Genomic DNA, 19,917 nt, shown 5'->3' with positions numbered 1-19,917 from the left:
TCGACGCTAGGCAGGGCCCTCCAATGGTCAGAAGGGGCTTGACCGCTCGGCAGGGCGTCGACCGATCACCGCTCGGCGGCCGGTTCGACGAGGCGCGCAGTCGCGCTGTCCACCAGCGGGTCGACGTCGAGGCGAGCGCAAGACCCCCGCGCTCGGCACCCTGCCCCCTAGGTTGGGTCTGGTGCCCACGGAAGGAACCGCAATGAGCATGGAAGGCGCGGCCTGGAGCTCGCTGTACAAGATCTCGACCGTCAGGGACGGCAAGCGCGGCATCTCGCGGGAGTCGGTGCGGCGGATCATGACGTTCGCGGTGCCCTACCGGTCGCAGCTGCTGGTCTTCATCACCCTGTCGATCGCGGGAGCCTTCCTCGCAGTCGCGACGCCGGTGCTCGCCGGCCAGGTGGTCGACGTCATCGTCGCCCGGGGCGCGGTCGGCACGATCGTGTGGCTCGCCGTCGTCATCGCCCTCGTGGCCGTGGCGGACGCCGCCGTGTCACTCGTGACGCGCTGGTACTCCGCGCGGATCGGCGAGGGCGTGATCCTCGACCTCCGCACCGCCGTCTTCAACCACGTGCAGAAGATGCCGATCGCGTTCTTCACCCGCACCCGGACAGGCGCCCTCGTGAGCCGCCTCAACAACGACGTGATCGGCGCCCAGCAGGCCTTCAGCGGCACGCTGTCCGGCGTGGTCACGAACCTCGTGGCGCTGATCCTCACCCTGATCGTCATGCTCAGCACGTCCTGGCTCGTCACGGTCCTCGCCGTGGTCATGCTCCCGATCTTCCTGGTGCCCGCGCGCCGGATGGGCGGCCGCCTCGCAGCGCTCCGGCGCGAGGCCGCCGACCACAACTCCGCCATGAGCACGCAGATGACCGAGCGCTTCTCGGCGCCCGGCGCCACCCTCGTCAAGCTGTTCGGCCGGCCCGAGGAGGAGGCCGAGGAGTTCCGCACCCGCGCCGCCCGCGTCCGCGACATCGGGGTCCGGAGCACGATGCTGCAGTTCGTCTTCTTCACCGCACTGATGCTCGTCTCCGCTCTCGCCCTCGCGCTCGTGTACGGGCTCGGCGGCTCCCTCGCGCTCGGCGGCGGGCTCGACACCGGCGAGGTGGTCACCCTGGCGCTCCTGCTCACCCGCCTCTACGCGCCGCTGACGAGCCTGGCGAACGCCCGCGTGGAGATCATGAGCGCGGTGGTGAGCTTCGAGCGCGTCTTCGAGGTGCTGGACCTCGAACCGCTCATCCAGGAGAAGCCCGACGCCGTCACCGTCCCCGACGGCCCGGTGTCCGTCGAGTTCGACGACGTCCGCTTCGCCTACCCGTCGGCCGACAAGGTGTCCCTCGCCTCCCTCGAGGAGGTCTCGACGCTCGACACCCGCGGGGGCGAGGAGGTGCTCCACGGCGTGTCCTTCAGGATCGAGCCGGGGCAGACCGTCGCCCTCGTCGGCACGTCCGGCGCCGGCAAGTCCACGATCGCGCAGCTCCTCTCGCGCCTGTACGACGTCGACAGCGGCGCGGTGCGGCTCGCCGGGACGGACGTCCGCGACGTCACGTTCGCCTCGCTGCGGCACACCCTGGGCATGGTGACGCAGGACGGCCACCTGTTCCACGAGACGATCCTCTCCAACCTGCGCCTCGCGAGGCCGGAGGCGTCCGACGACGAGGTGTGGGACGCCGTCCGCCGGGCGCGACTCGAGCCGCTCATCCGGTCGCTGCCGGACCAGCTCGACACCATGGTCGGAGAACGCGGCTACCGGCTGTCCGGCGGCGAGCGCCAGCGGATGACCATCGCGCGGCTCCTGCTCGCCCAGCCGCGCGTCGTCATCCTCGACGAGGCGACGGCGGCACTGGACTCGACGTCGGAGGCCGCCGTGCAGGCGGCGCTCAGCGAGGCGCTCGAGGGACGGACGGCGATGGTGATCGCCCACCGACTCTCCACCATCCGCAGCGCAGACCTGATCCTCGTGATCGAGGACGGCGCGATCGTGGAGCGCGGGACGCACGACGAGCTGCTCGCTGCGGCCGGCCGGTACGAGGAGCTGCACCGGACCCAGTTCGCCGTGCAGAAGAACGTCGCCGCCGAGGAGGAGGCGCTGAGCGGGACCTGAGCGCCGAGACCTCCCCGGAGCGGTTCAGAACAGCCGGACGGCGTCGGCCGGATCCTCCAGGTGGCGCACCAGCGCCGGGATGCGCTTGCGGAACGGGAAGAACCCCCGCGACGCAGACGGCCACGCGGTGCTGTCCCAGCGGCGGCGCACGGTGACGAGCGCGACGCCTTCGTCGGCGAGGGCGGAGCGGAGCGTCTCCAGTCGCTCGCGAACCGGACCGATCGGCGGGTAGGGCACCACCACGGTGTCGAGCCGCTCGGACCTCGCCCAGTCGACGACGGTCGCGGGTCGCGCATCGGCCAGCACTCGCGCCGGCCGGCCGCTCCCGTCCTCCGCTCTCTCCGCTGCATCGGCGACGGCGGCTGCCGTGATTCTCAATCAGATCTGTCAAGCCAGCGGGGGTGGTCTGGCTCGGTTGCTCGTCCTTCTCTCCCGGCGTTCTGGTCTGGAAGGCACGTAGTGCCGAGCAGGGTCGGCGGCGGGAGAGCAAATCTGGAGGGCGGAGGCGGAGAGGTTGTCGGCGCGATGGGAGGGAGCGCAGCGACCGCGTGCCGAGAACCTCGGAGGAGCCGGCCGCACGGTGGCGTGCGTGGACGCCGGAGGCCCGAGCGCTGCCGAAGGCTTCCAGGCGAAAATGCGCACAGCGCTCAACACCGTCGCCGGCGCTGCGCTGCTCGACCGTCTCGTGAACGACCGTTGATGAACTCTTCAGCGGGGGTGAGGGCTGGGTTCGTCTGCCGCCGCAGTGGAGGGAGACATGCTCCCGCGCGCCCCGGGAACAGAGGTTCTGCATTCTGGTCGGCTTCTCGTTTGCTTCGAGCTTTGCAATAGTTGTGTGACTGCAATCACTATGAGGCCGTACCGGAGGTGACGGGATGACAGTGAGCGACGAGACGGCGGAGGCCACTCTGCGGGTGTCACGATCCCTCCTGGGTGTGATCGCTCGGTCCCTCGGTGACGCTCTCGAGAGGGTGACCCTGCCGCAGTTCCGCGTGCTGGTGCTGCTGATCTCGAGGGGGCCGCTGCGGATGCGCGATCTCGCCGACTCGATGGGGGCCGTCCCGTCGACGTTCACCCGGGTCGTCGACCGCTTGGAGAGCAGCGGCTGGGTCGCGCGATCCCCGGGTAGCTCCGATCGGCGTGAGGTGCTCATCAGCGCCACTCCCGCGGCACGGCAGCTCGTGGACGAGGTCACCGAGCGCCGGCGACGCCGGATCGCCGCGATCCTCAGCGAGCTGAGCTCCGCAGAGCAAGAGCAGCTGCGCGACGCGTTCCTGCTGTTCACCACCGCCGCAGGAGAACCCGCGGCGGAAGACCTTCTGATCATGGGACTGTGATGACCGAGCACGAGCACGACACCGCCACTGCGACCGAGCCGCCCCCGCGGATCGAGGAGTACGAGTTCGAGCAGGACGGCCGAACGGCGATCCTGCGATACGCCCCGGAGGACTCCTCCTGGAGCGTCTTCACCCCCGAGGGGATCTTCATCGCGGCCCTCACCCGGAACGACGGGGACGGCTCACCGTTCCGCGTGGAGGGGTACCGCACCGGTCCTGTCGCGGACGAGATGATCGCCGAGGATCCCGACTGGCGGGTGCTCGTGCTGCGGGTCCTCGATGCCGCGGAGCACTTCGAGCCCTGAGAGCCCTAACGGCTCCCCCGCCCTCGCAGTCGAACGATTGATCCTTCGCCGCTCGCTCCTCGAGCGCATCCGACCATCGTCGCCGTGACAGGTGATGAGAGAGGCGAACCATGCCTGAGCACGACCTCCCCGCTACCGCGGGGAGCACACCCTCGGCCCGCGCGGACGTGACCGCTTCCCCCTCCCTCGCGCGCTGGGTGTTCTGGCCCGCCGCCGTCATCGTGCTGGCGATCGTCGCCTTCGCGATCATCGCGCCGGACGCGGCGACGAGCGTCTTCTCGACGCTGCAGACGACGGTCGTGAACACCTTCAGCTGGTACTACGTGCTGATCGCGGCGGTGTTCGTCGCGTTCGCGATCTGGATGGGCGTCAGCCGGTTCGGCGACATCAAGCTCGGCAAGGACGACGACGAGCCCGAGTTCTCCCTCCTCGCCTGGATCGCTCTGCTCTTCGCGGCCGGAATGGGCATCGGTCTCGTCTTCTACGGGGTCGCGGAGCCGCTGAACCACTTCGCCAGCCCGCGCCCGGGCGTGACCGGAACCGAGACGCAGCTCGCGCAGAACGCCCTGACCCAGACCTACCTGCACTGGGGTGTGCACGCCTGGTCCATCTACGTCGTCGTGGGCCTCGCCCTGGCCTACGCGATCCACCGGCGCAAGCGCCCGGTGTCGATCCGCTGGGCGCTCGAGCCGCTGCTCGGCAAGCGCGTGCGCGGAGGCTGGGGCAATGCGATCGACGTCGTCGCTCTCGTCGGGACGATCTTCGGAGTCGCGACTTCGCTGGGCCTCGGCGTGACTCAGATCTCGGCGGGCCTGGAAGCCGCGGGACTGGTCGAGTCCTCCCTCACGATCCAGCTCATCGTCATCGCCGTCATCACCGGAGTGACGATCCTCTCCCTCATCTCGGGGGTCGGCAAGGGTATGAAATGGCTCTCCACGGGCAACCTCCTGCTCGCCGCGGCACTGCTGGTCTTCGTCCTCTTCGCGGGCCCGACCCAGTTCCTGCTGCGCGAGTTCGTGCAGTCGCTGGGCAACTACCTGCAGAACTTCGTCGGCCTCACCTTCACCGTGAGCGCCTTCGCCGGCCAGGAGGGCGAGGCCTGGCAGGCCTCCTGGACGACGTTCTACTGGGGCTGGTGGATGTCGTGGGCGCCCTTCGTCGGCATCTTCATCGCCCGCGTCTCCAAGGGCCGCACCGTCCGCGAGTTCGTCGCAGGCGTGCTGCTGGTGCCGACGATCATGACGTTCCTCTGGTTCAGCGTCCTTGGCGGCACGGCCCTCTACCGCGAGCTCTACGGCGACGGCGGCCTCGTCGGCGCCGACGGCGCGGTGGACTCGAACTCGGCGCTGTTCTCGATGCTCCAGGGCCTCCCCGCCGGCACCGTCATGACCTTCGGCGCGATCCTGCTGATCGGGGTGTTCTTCGTCACCTCCGCCGACTCCGGCTCGCTCGTGATGTCGATGATCGCGACCGGCGGGTCCGCCGACCCGCGCAACGGCGTCAGGGTGTTCTTCGCCGTCGTCACCTCCCTCCTGGCGATCGCCCTACTACTCGCCGGCGGGCTGGACGCCCTGCAGACGGCCGCGATCCTCTCGGCGCTGCCGTTCAGCGTGGTGATGATCCTGATGTGCGTCGCGACCGTGATCGCCTTCCGGCGCGAGATCCGCGCCTACGACAAAGCCCGCCGTGCCGCGTTCGTCGGCGACATCGGCTCGTTCTACGGCCTCGAGGTGGAGGAGCCGGCCGAGCGAGAGCCGGCGCACTTCCTCCGCACGGTGAAGCGCCGCATCACGCGAGAGCAGCCCCCGACACCGCCCGCCCGGCAGGACGAGGACTAGTCGGCGCCGCTACCGGCCGGCATGATGACCGACCGGAACGACTGCCGCCGGCTCGCTCTCCACCAGTCGGCGCTCGCGACCATCACGGGCACGGGACTCGAGGGAGAGGGGCTCTTCACGCGGATCCTCCGGCTGCTGCTGGCGCTGTACTCGGTCGTCGTGTTCGCCACGGTCGCCGGCTCGCTCGGCGCGTACTTCCGCAGCAGCACCGCCGCGCGCGACGTGCCGCGCCAGGACACCACTCGAGGACCCGCTGACTGACGCCGCCCGGAGCGTGCCGGCTCAGGCGTCGAGGTCGGCCATCGCGGAGCCGTTCCCGAAGGAGACGCGAGGGATGACGCTGAGGGTTCCGTTGGTCTCCAGGACGACGGCAGCGATCGAGGACAGGTCGCCGGATCCGCTGGAGCGCACCGCCTGACGCACCTCAGCATCCGTCAGGCGGACCGAGCGCACAGCCACCGCGTCGAGGACCCCGTCGCGCAGAAGCACCCGCGGGGAGGACGTGACCAGTCCCCGCAAACGCTGCCACCGCGCGGTCGACCAGGCCACGACGAATTGCAGCCCGGCCAGCAGAAGCAGGGCTGCTGCCCCTTCCGCCCAGGACACGTCGCTGCTGAGGAGGATCGTCGCGAGCGTGGACCCGAGCGCGACCGTCACCACGAAGTCGAACGCGTTCAGCTGACTCAGCGTCCTCTTCCCCGAGAACCGCAGCAGCGCGACCAGCGTCACGTAGGACGCCGCACCCAGAACGAGCGTACGGATGACGTCGGACCAGGTGTCGAACCACATGCGCCCCACCGTAAGCCCGCCTGCCCTGCACCACCACCGCACCCCGACCTGGACCCCGACGATCGGGTCGATCGGAGGAGAAGGACCGACCCGACCAGGGCTACTCTGCAGAAGGAGCGCCGGGAAGTCTGGTCGGCCGGCGGCGGCATGCCGCCGAAACGCTGACAAAGGACGCTCCATGATTCCCACCCCCACGAGTCACCTCGACCGCACGTCCTCCGAGCTCGGGCCGCTGTGAGACAGCGCAGAGCGGACCGCCGCCCCACCGATGCCGCGATGGCGATCAGCCCGCTCGCGCACGTCTCCCCCGCGCTGCTGGCGCTCGGCATCTTCTTCGCCGTCGCCGTGCTCTTCACGGTGCTCCTGTCCCTGCCGTTCTCCGCCGCGGACGGACGAGCGACCCCGCTGCACGACGCGCTCTTCACCGCCTTCTCCGCCGTGACGGTCACCGGCCTCGTCTCGGTGGAGACGGCCACCCACTGGTCGTTCTTCGGTCAGCTCGTGATCCTGCTCGCGGTTCAGACGGGCGGTCTGGGCATCGTGACGATCGCGCTGCTGCTGGCGCGCGCGGTCACGCGCAGCTTCGGCGTCCGCTCGCGGATCTTCGCCCAGCAGGGCATCGGCACGAGCAAGCTCGGCGAGGTGCAGTCGCTGCTGCGCATCGTCGTGGTGACGACGCTCGCGATCGAGGCGGCCCTCGCGGCCGTGCTGCTGCCGGCGTTCGTCCTGGCGGAGGACTCGGTGCCGCTCGGGATCTGGCACGCGGTCTTCTACTCGGTCTCGGCGTTCAACAACGCCGGCTTCGCCGCCAACGAGGGCGGCCTCGCGGCGTTCGACGGGAACCTGTTCATCCTCATCCCGATCATGATCGGCGTCTTCATCGGCAGCTTCGGATTCCCCGTCTTCCTGGTGCTCATGATGAGTCGGCACCACTGGCGGCGCTGGTCGCTGCACGCGAAGCTCACCATGACCGTCACCACAGGGCTCCTCGTCGTCGGCGCCGTGCTCTGGGGCGTGCTCGAGTGGAGCAACACCGCGACCATCGGGGGCATGAGTGCGGGCGAGAAGATCCTCCATGCCCTGTTCTCTTCCGTGATGATGCGCTCGGGCGGCTTCTCCCTCCTCGACACTGGGGCGTCCGAGCCGATCACGCTGCTCGCGACCGACGCGCTGATGTTCGTGGGCGGTGGCTCGGCCTCGACCGCCGGCGGGATCAAGGTCACGACGATCGCGATCCTGTTCCTCGCGATCGTCGCCGAGGCCAAGGGCGACCGTGACGTGATGATCTTCGGCCGCACCCTCCCCCAGGGTGCCCTCCGCGTCGCGATCAGCGTCACGTTCCTCGGCGCGACCCTGGTCCTGGGAGGAACCGCGGCGATCATGCTCGTCAGCGACGAGCCCCTCGACCGGATCCTCTTCGAGGTCATCTCCGCCTTCGCCACCTGCGGACTCAGCGTCGGGCTGAGCGAGCAGCTGCCACCAGCCGGGCAGTACATCCTCGCCGCGCTGATGTTCGCCGGCCGGATCGGCCCGATCGGCCTCGCCTCAGCGCTGGCGATCAGGCGGAGGAACCTCCTCTACCGATATCCGGAGGAGACCCCGGTCATCGGCTGAGCCCGCTCCTCACCGCGATCGGTGCGCGGGTCAAGCGAGGGGCTCGGCGACGGCGACGTTCTCGTCGTCGTTGTGGGCAGGGCGGTAGTGCCGGTTGCAGATCGCGAGGATCGTCCCACCGATGACCGCGGCGAGGAAGGAGCCCGCGAGCACGCCGACCTTCACGTGGTCGTCGGACTCACTGCCGGCGCCGTAGGGAGGCGATGGAGTGTCTGGTCTTCGACCGCGGAGGAGGAAGCGCTGAGCGGGACCTGAGCCCGGGGCGGCTCAGAACAGCCGGACGGCGTCGGCCGGATCCTCCAGGTGACGCACCAGCGCCGGGATGCGCTTCCGGAAGGGGAAGAACCCCCGCGACGCCGACGGCCACGCGGTGCTGTCCCAGCGGCGGCGCACGGTGACGAGAGCGACGCCTTCGCCGGCGAGGGCGGAGCGGAGCGTCTCCAGTCGCTCGCGAACCGGACCGACCGGCGGGTAGGGCACCACCACGGTGTCGAGCCGCTCGGACCTCGCCCAGTCGACGACGGTCGCGGGCCGCGCATCGGCCAGCACTCGCGCCGGTCCGCCGCTCCCGTCCTCCGCTCTCGCCGCTGCATCGGCGACGGCGGCTGCCGTGAAGGCGCTCACCGCGTCGGAGACCGCGAACGGGGAGCGCTCCTGGGCGTCGGCGAACGCCGCGCTCGAGACGAGTCGCTCCGCCAGCCCCGGCTGCTCGGCGAGCAGGCTTCCCGCATCGAGATCCTCCTCGTGCAGCAGGAGGCCGGGGCGAGCGCCGATGGTCCCGACGACGTCGTCCGGCTCGATCGCCTCCCGGGGAGGGAACGGCTCCTCGGTGAGCGCGGGCGCCGTGGTGGCGAGGCCGCTCGGCGAGAAGCGGCCCTCCGTGTACCGGGCGATGTTGGAGGCGGACGCCAGGTACGTCTTCCCCGGGGTCTGCAGACCGGCGACCCACCGCCACGACAGGGTGTTCGACGCGGCGTCGCCGTCGAGCAGGTGCCGGTAGAAGAGGTCGGCGCCGAGCTGCCAGGGCAGGCCGAGGGTGAAGATCCAGATGCTCGCGAACCACATGCGCGTGTGATTGTGGAGGTAGCCGGTCTCGACGAGCTCGCGCACCCACGCGTCCATCGCCTCGATCCCGCTCCGCCCGCTGATCGCGTCGGCGTATCCCGACGGGAGACCGCCCGCGGCGACGTCGTCGACCTCGCGGCGGTAGCGGCGCCACACCTCCGGGTTCTGCTCGAGCCAGCCCTTCCAGTAGGTGCGCCAGAACACCTCCTGGACGAACTTCTCGGCTGCGGAGAGGCTGTGACGCGCGAGGACCGCGGCGACGACCTCCCGCTCGGTCACCAGTCGATGGCGGAGGTACGGGGAGAGCCCGGACACGTTGTCCCGGGACGGTCCGAGGTCGTGATTGCGATCGCGCGCGTACGCGCTGCCGGCTCGGGCGACGAAATCGTCGAGCGCCTCGAGACCGGCGGCTCTGGTCGGGATGAACATCGCCCCATCATCGGGGTCGGCGCGGTGCGGAGACTGACAGCGTCGGGCCGAACCGGCGGCAGAGAATCTCGCGCCCGGATGAACGCGGGGGCGCACCGGGCAGTACACCCTTCCGAGTCGCCGATCTCCGGCGACCGGAAGTCTCAAGGAGTTCACGATGAGAAAGTCCTTCACAGTCGGCATCGCCGCCGTCGCCGTCGCCGGTGTGATGGCCGTGGCACCCGTGATGGCCGGCGCGAGCAGTGTCGCTCCCGCCGCCGCGACCGGTGATTCCAGCAGCGCGTCGGTCAACGCCGCCGCCAAGAACCTCGTCAGCGCCGCCCGGTCGGTGGCGGGCACGCTGCGCGTCGTCGGTCTGGCCGACGGCGGCACCGAGCTGGTGCAGTTCAATCCCCTCAAGCCCGGCAGGATCACGGGCAGCGTCGCCGTGAGCGGCCTGACGGGCGGAGACACCGCGCTCGTCGGCATCGACTACCGGGTCCAGGACGGCAACCTCTACGGAGTCGGCGACAACGCGGCGAGCGCCGGCGTCTACTCCATCAACGCGAGCACCGGAGTGGCCACCCAGGTCACCCGGCTCACCGTGGCGCTGAGCGGCACCACCTTCGGCGTCGACTTCAACCCGGCCGCCAACGCCCTCCGCGTCGTCAGCGACACCGGGCAGAACCTCCGTCAGCCGTTCGCCACCCCCGGCGCGGCGACGGTGGCCGACGGCGCGCTGAGCTACGCGGCGCCCGCCACCGCCACGGGCGTCAACGGGGCCGCGTACACCAACAACGATCTCGACCCGGACACGGCGACCACCCTGTTCGTCCTCGACACGGCTCTCGACCAGGTCGCCATCCAGTCCCCCGCGAACGCGGGATCGCTGGCACCGACCGGCAAGCTCGGCGTCGACGCCGCGGGCGTGACGGGCTTCGACATCTACTCCGTCCTCCGCGACGGCAGCTCGGTCGGCTCGATCGGCCTCGCCGCCGTCAACGGGTCGCTCTACCAGGTCGGCCTGCTCGACGGCACCGCCACCTCGCTCGGTGCCCTCGGCGCAGACGTCACCGACATCGCGATCCCGCTCGTCCAGCGCTGACCCGGCCCACCCTCGGCAGTCGCACCCTCGCCGACCGGCGCTCCCTCGGGAGTGCCGGTCGGCTTCATCGTTCGACCACGGTCGCAGGGCGCGCGGCGACTCCCCCGCCCCCGATCGTCCGTCCCCCCGCAGACCCGCGCAGCGGTACCGTTCGGGCATGACCCTCCCCGAGCACTTCCCGGCGTTCGTCCTGGCCTCGGTCGCGCTGATCGTGGTTCCCGGGCCGAGTGTCCTCTTCACCATCAGCCGATCGATCGCCTTCGGTCGCCGAGCGGGCGTGCTGAGCGTGATCGGGAACGCGATCGGAGTCACACCGGCGGTTCTGGCGGTCGCGTTCGGAGTCGGTGCTGTCATCGCCTCCTCGATCGTCGCCTTCACGGTCCTCAAGATCGCGGGCGCCGTCTACCTGGTCTGGCTCGGGGTCCAGGCGATCCGCCACCGCCACGCGCACGCCGGCACGACCCCCCTCGCGCCCGCGTCCTCGTGGACTCTCCTGCGCCAAGGGTTCGTCGTCTCGCTGACGAATCCGAAGACGATCGCGTTCTTCGTCGCCGTCCTGCCGCAGTTCGTGGACCCGGCCGCGGGCCCCGTCTGGATGCAGCTGATCCTCCTCGGCCTCACCTTCCAGGCTCTCGCACTGCTCTGCGACAGCGTGTGGGCCCTCGCCGCGGGCACGGCGCGCGCCTGGTTCGCCTCCTCTCCCCGGCGGATGTCGACTCTCACCGGCACGGGCGGCGCCATGATGATCGGTCTCGGCGGCGCGCTCGCACTGTCCGGCTCAAGGAGCTGACCCCCGACCTCTCACTCCCGCGACCGGCGCAGCCGCGCCTCGTCCTCCCGCTCGCGCGCGTCATCCGCCCGCCGACTCAGCCAGCCCGGCCCGTCCTGGTGCGTCCGGTCCGGACTCGCGTCGGGCACGGGACGGCGGCGTCTCCGGACGAGTCCGATCTGCTTCACGACGCCCACGACGACTCCGGTGCCGAAGAACGGCAGACCGATGCCCGCCACCAGCCACAGCGGAGCGTGCCGCCGGCCGCCGCCGATGACGGCGGTCGGATCCCAGCCCGCGTCGGCGGCGAGCGCGACGATCATCGCGACGAACACTCCGCTGAGCGCCGCCAGCATCCAGGGCCGGGCGAGGAGGAGCGCCTGCGCGCGGTCCGACACCGTCCACCTCGACATTCCGCGATCCTAGGCGCCGAACCGGTCGGCTCGCGACGAGGATCACCGCCACCGAGTGCCGCAGTCCGCACCGCGACGAGCACACCGATCGAGCATCGACCGCCCGCTTCCGGACATGGCCGCTTGAGGGCGTTGCCACCGCGGCCGGACACCTGTCACGGTCGCAGGGCGACCGACGACGGTCCACCGATTCGAAGGATCGACGTTCACGATGGATGACTCCTCTTCGACCGAGAACAGCACGAGTGAGATGACGCCCGAGGTGCTGGCCGCGTTCAGCGATGCCTGGACCCGCCACGATCTCGAGGCGCTGATGAGCCACGTCACCGACGACTGCGTCTACGGCGCGTCGGTCGGTCCCGAGCCCGGACGGACCTGGTCCGGGAGGGAGCAGGTGCGGGAGGGCTTCGCGCTCATGCTCGCCCACGACAAGGGACAGGAGCGGCACGAGGAGGAGGAGCCCATCATCGCCGGGTCCCGCGGTGCGGCCACCTGGTCCTTCACCGGACCCGGCCCTGACGGAGAAGTCCAGACCACGCGAGGCTGCGACATCTACGAGTTCCGCGGCGGGAAGATCGCCCGCAAGGACGCGTTCCGGAAGGTCTATCAAGCCGGAGACCACGAGTAGTCCGTGAGCGATGCCCCGCGCGCCCGATCCTGGCTCCTCGTCGCCCCCGCGCTCATCGTCCTCGGCTGGGGTGGCAACCACTTCCTGCCGCTGATGCAGTACTACCGGCAGGTGGAGGGCTTCTCGCAGGTGCAGGTCGACATCCTGCTCGGTGCCTACGTGTTCGGCATCGTCCCCGGGTTCGCTCTCTCGGGGGCCTGGTCGGACCGGTACGGACGGCGGCCGGTGCTGATCGCGGGACTGGTCATCGGCATCCTCGGGAGCATCGTGCTCGCGAGCTCCAGCTCGAGCTTCGCCGGGCTCGGCGCCGGACGCTTCATCTGCGGCCTCAGCGTCGCGGCCGGGATGGTGGTCGGCACCTCCTGGATCAAGGAGCTCTCGATCGCGGAGGGACGCTCCACGGCGGGAGCGCGGCGCGCGGCGGGCATGCTCACGATCGGCTTCGGGGGCGGCGCCGGCATCGGCGGGGCCCTGGCCCAGTGGGGTCCGTGGCCCGCGGTGCTGCCCTACCTCGTTCAGATCTCCGCGTGCGTGGTCGCCGTGATCGTTTTGCTGCAGGCGTCCGAGACCCGACGATTCGACCCCGGCGTGACGAGCCTGCTCGGCGATCTGCGCATCCCGCCACCGGCCCGACCGACGTTCCTGCGGGTCATCCTCCCGCTCGCGCCCTGGGTGTTCGCGGCGCCGGCCCTCTCGTTCTCCGTGGGCCCGAGCCTGGTGAGCGACCGCCTCGCGGGTTACACCGTCGGCTTCGCCACCCTCGTGACGGTCATCACCCTCGGTGTCGGCTGGGTCACCCAGTTCTTCTCGGGCCACCTCGCGAAGCACCTCGGCGGACGCATGGGGCTGGTGGGCGGATCCCTCATCGCCGCGGGAGCACTCCTGCTGATTCCCGCCGCCTCCTCGCACCAGGTGTGGATCGTGCTCGTCGCCGCGCCCGTCTTCGGAGCCGGCTACGGCCTCGCGATGGTCTCCGGACTCGCCAGGGCCCAGGCCCTCGCGACACCGCACGATCTCGCGGGCATCACGGCGGTCTACTACTCGCTGACGTACGCGGGATTCCTCCTCCCGGCGGCCCTCGCGGCACTGACCTCGTTCGCGCCGATGTGGATCCTCCTCGGCGTGACCGCGGCCGCGTGCGCTCTGTGCACGGCGCTCGCCGCCCGCGCCCTGCGCCGCGACAGCGCCCTCGTCCCCGCCTCCTGAGCCGGCATCGCGACCTCACCGGACCGGCGGGCCCGGCCGACCGTTCCGAGGACATCCGCCGATCGCCGGTGACCCACAGCAACCACCTGGAGCCCGACGAACGATCCGGTACTGCGCGGATAGCGTGGAGACATGCTGAGGATCGCGCCCTATTCACCTGACGACAGGGACGACCTGCTCGCCCTGGCGTTGCGGGCGTGGGAACCGGTCTTCCCGCTGACCGAGGACGCGGTGCCGCCGTTCGTCTACCGGGCCTTCTACCCGGACGGCTGGCGGGCGAGGCAGTACGCCGATCTGGCGGCGGTGCTCGACGGGGAGCCGGGGAACGTCGACGTCGCTCGCCTCGACTCCCGCGCGGCCGGATGGGTGTGCACGCGCACGCACCCGGAGGACAGCATGGGCGAGGTGTACGTGCTCGCCGTCGAACCGGCCCTGCAACGGCAGGGTGTCGGGCGGGCTCTGCTCGCCCACGCGCTCGAACGGTCGAGGGCCGCCGGCATGAGCATGGTGATGGTGGAGACCGGCGACGACCCGGGCCACGAGCCGGCGCGCCGCGCCTACGAGGCGGAGGGCTTCGAGCGGTGGCCCGTCGCCCGCTACTTCAAGGACCTGTCGGACGAGTGATTCCGGTCCGGACCAGCCTGGCGGCAGCCTGACATCCTCCGCACCGGCGTCCCCATCCCGTGCAGTGGCCCCGACCCGGCGGAGTGTCGCTGATACTTGTCCCATGGTTGTCGGGTTGATCGATGTCGTCGACACGCATTTCCAGCCCATCGTCGATCTCGCGTCGGGCCGGGTCGTGGCGCACGAGGCGCTGTCGCGCTTCGCCGACGCCGCCGGCCCGGTCGCGCCCGACTCCGCTTTCGCCGACGCGTACCGTCGCGGCGCCGTCGAGATCATGGACGACCAGTGCATCAGCCGCGCGGTCGTGGCAGCGGACGGGCTGGGCGGCCGGGACGCTCACGAGCTGTTCGTCAACGTGGAGCCGCCGACGCTCTGGCGCGAGCGGCTGCCGGCCGGTCTCACGAGCGGGCTGCCGCTCACGATCGAGATCACGGAGCGGGCGCTCGCGCAGGACACCGGCCGACTGCTCTCCGCCATCGAGCGCCTGCGCGCGCACGGACACGCCATCGCCGTCGACGACCTCGGCGCGGAGCCCGCGACGCTCGCGCTGCTGCCGCTGATCGCTCCCGATGTGATCAAGCTCGACATGGGCCTCATCCGGCAGCGGCCCGATGTGCACGCCGCCCGGATCATGACAGCGGTCGCCGACTACGCGAGCCGCAACGAGACCGTCGTGCTCGCCGAGGGCATCGAGACCGAGCGGCACGAGCTCATCGCCCGCGCCCTCGGCGCCACCCTCGGGCAGGGCTGGCACTACGGCCGTCCCGGGTCCGCGGAGGCGGCCTCGCGGGTCGTCACCAGCCCCGCTGAACGACTCGAGTGGCGGGCCAGGATCGCGCGCTCGGCGCAGGCGTCCTCCGCTCGCGCGGCGACCCCGTTCGAGATCGTGAGCACCGCCCTCCCGGCCCGGCGAGCGGACCGCGCACTCCTGCTCCAGGTGAGCACCTTCCTCGAGGAGCGCGCGCACTCGGGTGGCGACAGCGCCGTGCTCCTCGCGACGTTCCAGCACGACTCCAACGTGACGCCGGGGACGCGGCGCCGCTACGAGCGTCTCGCCGCGGGCGGCTGCCTGCTCACCGTCTTCACGGTCGGCGGCGCCTCCGGCCTGCCCGCCGGAGCGCTCCACCGGACGATCGACCGCGACGCCCGGCTCGCGGCCGAGTGGGACGTGATCGTGCTCACCGCCGACCACGCGGCGGCCCTGACCGCTCGCGAGGTCGACGTCGCTCGGCACGCCGAGGGCGAGTACGACTTCGTCCTCACCACGGACCGCGAGCTGGTCACCCACGCCGCGCGGGCCCTGCTCGCCCACCGCTGACGGGGCGGACCGCCGATCGCCTCAGTGGCCGGCGGCGGTCGCGACGCTCGAGCGTCGGCGACGACGGCTGTCGGCCCGCTGGGCGAGCAGGAGACCGATCCAGGCGGTGAGGACGATGCCGGTGAGGGCGAAGCCGAGGGTGCTGAGATCGATGGTCCCGAGCCAGCCGACGGGGCCGTCGAGCGAGAACCGGTCCGCCGCGACGCTCGAGAGCTCGACGATGCCGATCGCGAAGGCGATGACGAGGGAGATCGTGGTGACGGCGACGTTGTAGACGAGGGCGCGGCGGGGGACGGCGCCCGCCCAGTTGTACGCGCGGCGCATGATGATCCCCTGCGCCGTGTCGAGGGCGCACATCCCGGCGGTGAACAGGATCGGCAGAGTGAGGATGGCGTACCAGGGGAGCGCGTAGGCGCTGGCGGTGCCCGCGAGCACGAGCAGTCCGATCTCGGTGGCGGTGTCGAAGCCGAGGCCGAACAGGAATCCGACGAGGTACATCCGCCGCGGGCTGCTGATGCCGGCGCCGGTGCGGTCCACGAGGCGGGCGAGCAGGCCTCGCCTGTGCAGCAGCTGCTCGAGCTTCTCGGGATCGTGGGGAGTCGCGGCACGTCGGCGAGCGATCCGCACCATGCCGATGACGGCGGTGAGATTGAGCACTGCGATGAGGATGAGGAAGAGCCCGGACACGGTCGGGCCGACGACGCTGGTGACGCTGTGCAGCGCCGAGTCCTCGTCATCGAGCTGTCCGCTGAGGCTCTTCACCCCCAGGGCGAGCAGGGCGCAGAGGATGACGACGACGCTGGAGTGGCCGAGGGAGAACCAGAAGCCGACGGTGGCGGCCGGCTTGCCGTCGCCGGCGAGGCGGCGGGTGGTGTTGTCGATCGCGGCGATGTGGTCGGCGTCGAACGCGTGACGCATGCCGAGACCGTAGGCCGCGAAGCCGAGCCCGAGACCGAAGAGGACGGGGGTGCCGGACGCATCGGTGCCGACGGTCAGGTGCTGGGGGGCGATGATCAGCAGCAGACTCGCCCAGCCGACGAGGTGGAGTCCGATGATCACGGCGATCGGGGCGGCGAGCGGGCGGCGATGCAGCGGCACGGCGAGACCGGGAGGAGTGGGGCTGACTCTCATGCGCACACTCTCGCCAGCGTTCCTATGACCCGTCTATGCGCGGTCAGTGGGCCTCCGATGACCGTGACCGAGGTCCGTGGGCCGCGTCTCCTTGGTGCTTCCTATGAGGATTCGATGCGGTTCCGATGGTCTCTTGCCGGGTCCGTCGGGCGCATCGGACAGTGTGCTCATGAACGACATCACCCCCCGCCCCGGTCATTCGCACCCCCGCACTCCGTCCGCGTCAGACGACGCCGAGGTCCTCGCCCGTGACGCCGACGGGCATCGCCTCTACAGCGCTGACTCCCCTCGCGGCCTCAACCGCCGCAGGTTCATGACCGGCGTGCTCGCCACCACCGGCGCCGCGGCCTTCTCGATGATGCTCGCCGCCTGCAGCACCGGGTCGACCACCGCCACCTCGACGGCGTCCGCCGGCGGACAGGGCGGCGCCCCGGGAGCCGGTGGCGAGGGCGGCGCCGGCGGGATGAGCGAGGGGGTCACGGAGGAGTTCGTCGGCCTCACCACCGACGGCACCGTGATCCCCGACCTGTTCAGCGTCTACGAGACCGGCGTCAGCACCGACGCGGTCGTCGCCGCAGCGACGGCCTGGCTCGCGACGCTGACGGACGATCAGAAGGCGTCCGTCCTCTTCGACGTCGACCCGACCGACTACACGACCGACGAGTGGCGGATGTGGAGCAACGTCGACGGCTACACCCGCCAGGGACTCAGCCTCGGCGACATGACCGACGACCAGAAGACCGCCGCGATGGCCATCCTCGAGGCCGGACTGAGCGCTCAGGGACTCGAGACGAGCCGCAACATCATGAAGCTCAACGAGTACGCCGGCGTCCTGATCGGGTCGGAGTCGCAGTTCAACGAGGGCCTGTACTGGTTCACGATCATGGGCACCCCCTCGAGCACGGATCCGTGGGGGTGGCAGATCGACGGCCACCACCTCGTCATCAACTACTTCGTCCTCGGCGACCAGGTCGTGATGACTCCGACGTTCATGGGCTCCGAACCGGTGAACGCGAACTTCGGACTCGACCACGAGTACGAGGGGGTGTCGATCTTCACCGAGGAGACGGCACTGGCGCGCACCACGATCCAGACCCTCTCGAGCAGCGAGCAGAGCACGGCGATCACGAGCTCCTCGAAGACGGGCGACGACAACGTCGCCGAGGCCTTCAAGGACAACCTCGTGCAGCCGTACGAGGGCGTCGTCCTCACCGACCTCGGCTCGGCGTCCCAGGCGGCGGTGATCGCGCTGATCGCCCGGTTCGTCGGCAACATGGACGACGGACACGCCGCCGTGAAGATGGCGGAGGTGAACGAGCACCTCGACGAGACCTACTTCGCCTGGGTCGGCGGCACCGGAGACGAGGACCTCTTCTACTTCCGGGTGCAGTCGCCGGTCATCTGGATCGAGTTCGACTTCGAGACCCCCGGCCCCGTCGGCCGTGGAGACGGCGCCGAGGACGGCGTCGTCTCCGCGCAGCACATCCACTCCGACGTGCGGACCCCCAACGGCAACGACTACGGCAAGTCCCTGCTCGCCCTCCACCTCGCCCTCGACCACTGATCGGAGAGAAGGAACCCTCATGCTGCACAACATCACGGGCTGGCACGGCCTGATCGTCCTGGCCGTCATCATCCTGCTCTTCGGCGCAGGGAAGCTCCCCCAACTCGCTCGCGGCCTCGGCCAGAGCATCCGGATCTTCCGCACCGAGACCCGCGACCTCCGAGACCCCGAACCGGACGAACCCGCCCCTGCCGGAACGGACGGAGCAGCCACCGCTCCGCACGGAGAGCAGACGGCCGCGACGCGGGTGGACGCTCACTAGCGCCCTGCGCCCGACGCCCCGATGCGACCCGGCATCGGGGCTCGCGGCGCGCCCGGAGGCCCTGCCTGTGGGCCGGGCCAGAAGCCCGCAAGGAAGCCCCGGAGCGTCTTGCCGCCCTCCGCAGCACGATCCCACAGTGAGTCCCATGACCAGCGAACCCACTCCCCCGACCGATCCCGCCTCCTCCGGCTCCGCCCGGCACTCGCACGAGAACGTGCCCCGCGACGCCGACCCCTGTCGTCTGGATCGAGTTCGACTGCGAGACGCCGGGCCCCATCGGGCAGGGCTGGGGCGCCGCCGACACTCCCTCCCGGCAGCACATCCACTCCGATGTACGCACCCCGAACGGCAACGACTACGGGAGATCGCTCCTCGCCCTCCACCTCGCCCTCGACCACTGATCGGCCTCCAGGGGAGTCACCGAGACCGTGCAGGGGCGGACCATAGGGCCCGCTCCTACCGTGAAGACCGCGACATCGGGTGATCCCCCCTCATCCGGTCGCGCTGCTCCCGGTCCTCGTCACGAGGGCCGGGAGCAGTTCTCTGTTCGCAGTCCTCAGGCGGAGGCGGACGGCCCGCGCGCAGTCCGCTCGTCCGTCGGCGCCGGTTCTCCTGCGTCGCCCGCCACCACCCAGCCGGCCGGTCCGAGGCCCGCCTGCAGCCGCAGCCCGTCCAGCAGCAGATCGAGGCCGGAGCGGAACACGTCGAGGTCGTCGTGCGTGGCCATCTCGTCGGCCACCTGGTGGGCGAAGGGGAACGCCTCGGGGTCGAGGTCGCGCCAGCGGTCCGCGAACACCGCCAGGAACTCCAGCCGGTCCAGCCCGCTCTCCAGGAACTCCGGCGGCGGCGGCTGAGCGAGGTCGATGGCGACGCCGACGACGTAGCTCACGATCGAGGACGCCGCGTGGAAGCGCTGCCGCGGCGTCAGGTCCAGCCTCATGAGCTGCTGGCCGATCCGCTCGTACATCGCCATCGAGTTGGGCTGCAGCCCGTTGTTGCGGAGCATGAACTGGCCGAACCACGGCCGCCGGACGAACTCGTCGAACAGCGCGAGGGCGAGGGCGCGCACGTTGGCCACCGGGTCGGGCCCGTGGACGAGCGCTTCGCTGTCCTCGAGGACCCGGCCCATCACCTCCTCGGTCGCCCGGTCGAGCAGCTCGTCGCGGCTCGCGACGTACCAGTAGATGCTCGCCACGCCGCCGCCGAGCCTCGCCGCCAGCGCGCGGAAGGTCAGAGCAGGCTCGCCCGATTCGTCGAGGATCGCGATGGCCTCCCCCAGCACCGTGTCGAGCGAGTGCGACGCCCGCTGGCGACCCCGGGCACGGGTGGGGCCCGGGCGCTCGGTCTCCTTCGATCGATCTGCAGCCATGTCTTGCATCTTACCGAACGCCGTTCTATGTTGACGAACGTCGTTCGATAGTCGTACGGTGTTCGATA

Annotated in this window: 21 protein-coding genes; 14 read left to right on the top strand and 7 right to left on the bottom strand. The window is 70.6% G+C overall.

All coding sequences use genetic code 11. The features are described from left to right. Positions 1 to 202: 202 nt before the first annotated feature. The gene (locus GSU68_RS02185) at positions 203 to 2,104 is read left to right on the top strand and encodes an ABC transporter ATP-binding protein (protein WP_159905488.1); all 1,902 of its coding nucleotides are present in this window, start codon (positions 203 to 205) and stop codon (positions 2,102 to 2,104) included. 24 nt (positions 2,105 to 2,128) lie between these two features. Here GSU68_RS02185 and GSU68_RS02180 read toward each other — a convergent pair whose 3' ends face one another. After that, the gene (locus GSU68_RS02180) at positions 2,129 to 2,482 is read right to left on the bottom strand and encodes a hypothetical protein (protein WP_208544634.1); all 354 of its coding nucleotides are present in this window, start codon (positions 2,480 to 2,482) and stop codon (positions 2,129 to 2,131) included. 497 nt (positions 2,483 to 2,979) lie between these two features. On the opposite strand from GSU68_RS02180, the gene GSU68_RS02175 reads away from it, so the two are divergent. From GSU68_RS02175 to GSU68_RS02160, 4 genes are all read left to right on the top strand, one after another. Beyond that, positions 2,980 to 3,441 (top strand): MarR family transcriptional regulator, encoded by a 462-nt coding sequence (locus tag GSU68_RS02175; protein ID WP_159905487.1) that lies wholly within the window; start codon positions 2,980 to 2,982, stop codon positions 3,439 to 3,441. Further along, positions 3,438 to 3,746: a hypothetical protein gene (locus GSU68_RS02170; RefSeq protein WP_159905486.1), complete on the top strand. Its 309-nt coding sequence runs from the start codon at positions 3,438 to 3,440 to the stop codon at positions 3,744 to 3,746. The genes GSU68_RS02175 and GSU68_RS02170 overlap by 4 nt, the downstream gene beginning before the upstream one ends. A 110-nt stretch (positions 3,747 to 3,856) precedes the next feature. Continuing rightward, positions 3,857 to 5,584, top strand: coding sequence for a BCCT family transporter (locus GSU68_RS02165; protein ID WP_159905485.1), 1,728 nt, complete (start codon positions 3,857 to 3,859; stop codon positions 5,582 to 5,584). Positions 5,585 to 5,605: 21 nt separating this feature from the next. Continuing rightward, complete coding sequence (locus GSU68_RS02160; RefSeq protein WP_159905484.1) at positions 5,606 to 5,845, top strand: hypothetical protein; 240 nt, start codon at positions 5,606 to 5,608, stop codon at positions 5,843 to 5,845. 21 nt (positions 5,846 to 5,866) lie between these two features. Here the strand turns inward: GSU68_RS02160 and GSU68_RS02155 are convergent, their stop codons facing one another. Further along, positions 5,867 to 6,373: a YetF domain-containing protein gene (locus tag GSU68_RS02155; protein ID WP_159905483.1), complete on the bottom strand. Its 507-nt coding sequence runs from the start codon at positions 6,371 to 6,373 to the stop codon at positions 5,867 to 5,869. Positions 6,374 to 6,649: 276 nt separating this feature from the next. Between GSU68_RS02155 and GSU68_RS02150 the strand changes: the two genes are divergently transcribed. Beyond that, positions 6,650 to 7,987, top strand: coding sequence for a potassium transporter TrkG (locus tag GSU68_RS02150; protein ID WP_159905482.1), 1,338 nt, complete (start codon positions 6,650 to 6,652; stop codon positions 7,985 to 7,987). A 30-nt stretch (positions 7,988 to 8,017) separates the two neighbouring features. Here GSU68_RS02150 and GSU68_RS20025 read toward each other — a convergent pair whose 3' ends face one another. Beyond that, positions 8,018 to 8,152, bottom strand: coding sequence for a hypothetical protein (locus GSU68_RS20025; protein WP_279631049.1), 135 nt, complete (start codon positions 8,150 to 8,152; stop codon positions 8,018 to 8,020). A gap of 102 nt (positions 8,153 to 8,254) precedes the next feature. Further along, positions 8,255 to 9,481 carry an FAD-binding domain-containing protein gene (locus tag GSU68_RS02145; RefSeq protein ID WP_159905481.1) on the bottom strand — a complete coding sequence of 409 codons (1,227 nt, stop codon included), beginning with the start codon at positions 9,479 to 9,481 and terminating at the stop codon, positions 8,255 to 8,257. A gap of 157 nt (positions 9,482 to 9,638) precedes the next feature. On the opposite strand from GSU68_RS02145, the gene GSU68_RS02140 reads away from it, so the two are divergent. Both GSU68_RS02140 and GSU68_RS02135 read left to right on the top strand, forming a co-directional pair. Then, positions 9,639 to 10,565, top strand: a complete 927-nt coding sequence (locus GSU68_RS02140; protein WP_208544633.1) for a DUF4394 domain-containing protein — start codon at positions 9,639 to 9,641, stop codon at positions 10,563 to 10,565. A 157-nt stretch (positions 10,566 to 10,722) separates the two neighbouring features. Continuing rightward, on the top strand, positions 10,723 to 11,355 hold the full coding sequence (locus GSU68_RS02135; protein WP_159905480.1) for a LysE family translocator: 633 nt from the start codon (positions 10,723 to 10,725) through the stop codon (positions 11,353 to 11,355). 11 nt (positions 11,356 to 11,366) lie between these two features. Here GSU68_RS02135 and GSU68_RS02130 read toward each other — a convergent pair whose 3' ends face one another. After that, positions 11,367 to 11,747, bottom strand: coding sequence for a hypothetical protein (locus GSU68_RS02130; RefSeq protein WP_159905479.1), 381 nt, complete (start codon positions 11,745 to 11,747; stop codon positions 11,367 to 11,369). A gap of 211 nt (positions 11,748 to 11,958) precedes the next feature. Between GSU68_RS02130 and GSU68_RS02125 the strand changes: the two genes are divergently transcribed. From GSU68_RS02125 to GSU68_RS02110, 4 genes are all read left to right on the top strand, one after another. Next, a complete protein-coding gene (locus GSU68_RS02125; protein WP_208544632.1) occupies positions 11,959 to 12,375 on the top strand; it encodes a nuclear transport factor 2 family protein in 417 nt (138 codons plus the stop codon). Between the two features lie 3 nt (positions 12,376 to 12,378). After that, positions 12,379 to 13,581: an MFS transporter gene (locus GSU68_RS02120; RefSeq protein ID WP_159905478.1), complete on the top strand. Its 1,203-nt coding sequence runs from the start codon at positions 12,379 to 12,381 to the stop codon at positions 13,579 to 13,581. Between the two features lie 132 nt (positions 13,582 to 13,713). Next, entirely contained in the window at positions 13,714 to 14,205 is a 492-nt protein-coding gene (locus GSU68_RS02115; RefSeq protein WP_159905477.1) for a GNAT family N-acetyltransferase, read from the top strand. A gap of 103 nt (positions 14,206 to 14,308) precedes the next feature. Continuing rightward, positions 14,309 to 15,523 (top strand): EAL domain-containing protein, encoded by a 1,215-nt coding sequence (locus GSU68_RS02110; RefSeq protein WP_159905476.1) that lies wholly within the window; start codon positions 14,309 to 14,311, stop codon positions 15,521 to 15,523. A 21-nt stretch (positions 15,524 to 15,544) separates the two neighbouring features. On the opposite strand, the gene GSU68_RS02105 is transcribed toward GSU68_RS02110, so the two are convergent. Next, the gene (locus GSU68_RS02105; protein WP_159905475.1) at positions 15,545 to 16,654 is read right to left on the bottom strand and encodes a HoxN/HupN/NixA family nickel/cobalt transporter; all 1,110 of its coding nucleotides are present in this window, start codon (positions 16,652 to 16,654) and stop codon (positions 15,545 to 15,547) included. 169 nt (positions 16,655 to 16,823) lie between these two features. On the opposite strand from GSU68_RS02105, the gene GSU68_RS02100 reads away from it, so the two are divergent. Then, positions 16,824 to 18,218 carry a DUF3500 domain-containing protein gene (locus GSU68_RS02100; protein WP_159905474.1) on the top strand — a complete coding sequence of 465 codons (1,395 nt, stop codon included), beginning with the start codon at positions 16,824 to 16,826 and terminating at the stop codon, positions 18,216 to 18,218. Between the two features lie 19 nt (positions 18,219 to 18,237). Then, positions 18,238 to 18,480, top strand: a complete 243-nt coding sequence (gene tatA / locus GSU68_RS20020) for a twin-arginine translocase TatA/TatE family subunit (RefSeq protein WP_159905473.1) — start codon at positions 18,238 to 18,240, stop codon at positions 18,478 to 18,480. 556 nt (positions 18,481 to 19,036) lie between these two features. On the opposite strand, the gene GSU68_RS02090 is transcribed toward tatA, so the two are convergent. Continuing rightward, complete coding sequence (locus GSU68_RS02090; RefSeq protein ID WP_159905472.1) at positions 19,037 to 19,849, bottom strand: TetR/AcrR family transcriptional regulator C-terminal domain-containing protein; 813 nt, start codon at positions 19,847 to 19,849, stop codon at positions 19,037 to 19,039. Positions 19,850 to 19,917: the final 68 nt, after the last annotated feature.

The organism is Rathayibacter sp. VKM Ac-2759, from assembly GCF_009834225.1.
Taxonomy (GTDB): Bacteria; Actinomycetota; Actinomycetes; order Actinomycetales; family Microbacteriaceae; genus Rathayibacter.
Note: the sequence above shows the minus strand (reverse complement) of the source record. Positions and strands in the feature narration are given on the sequence as shown.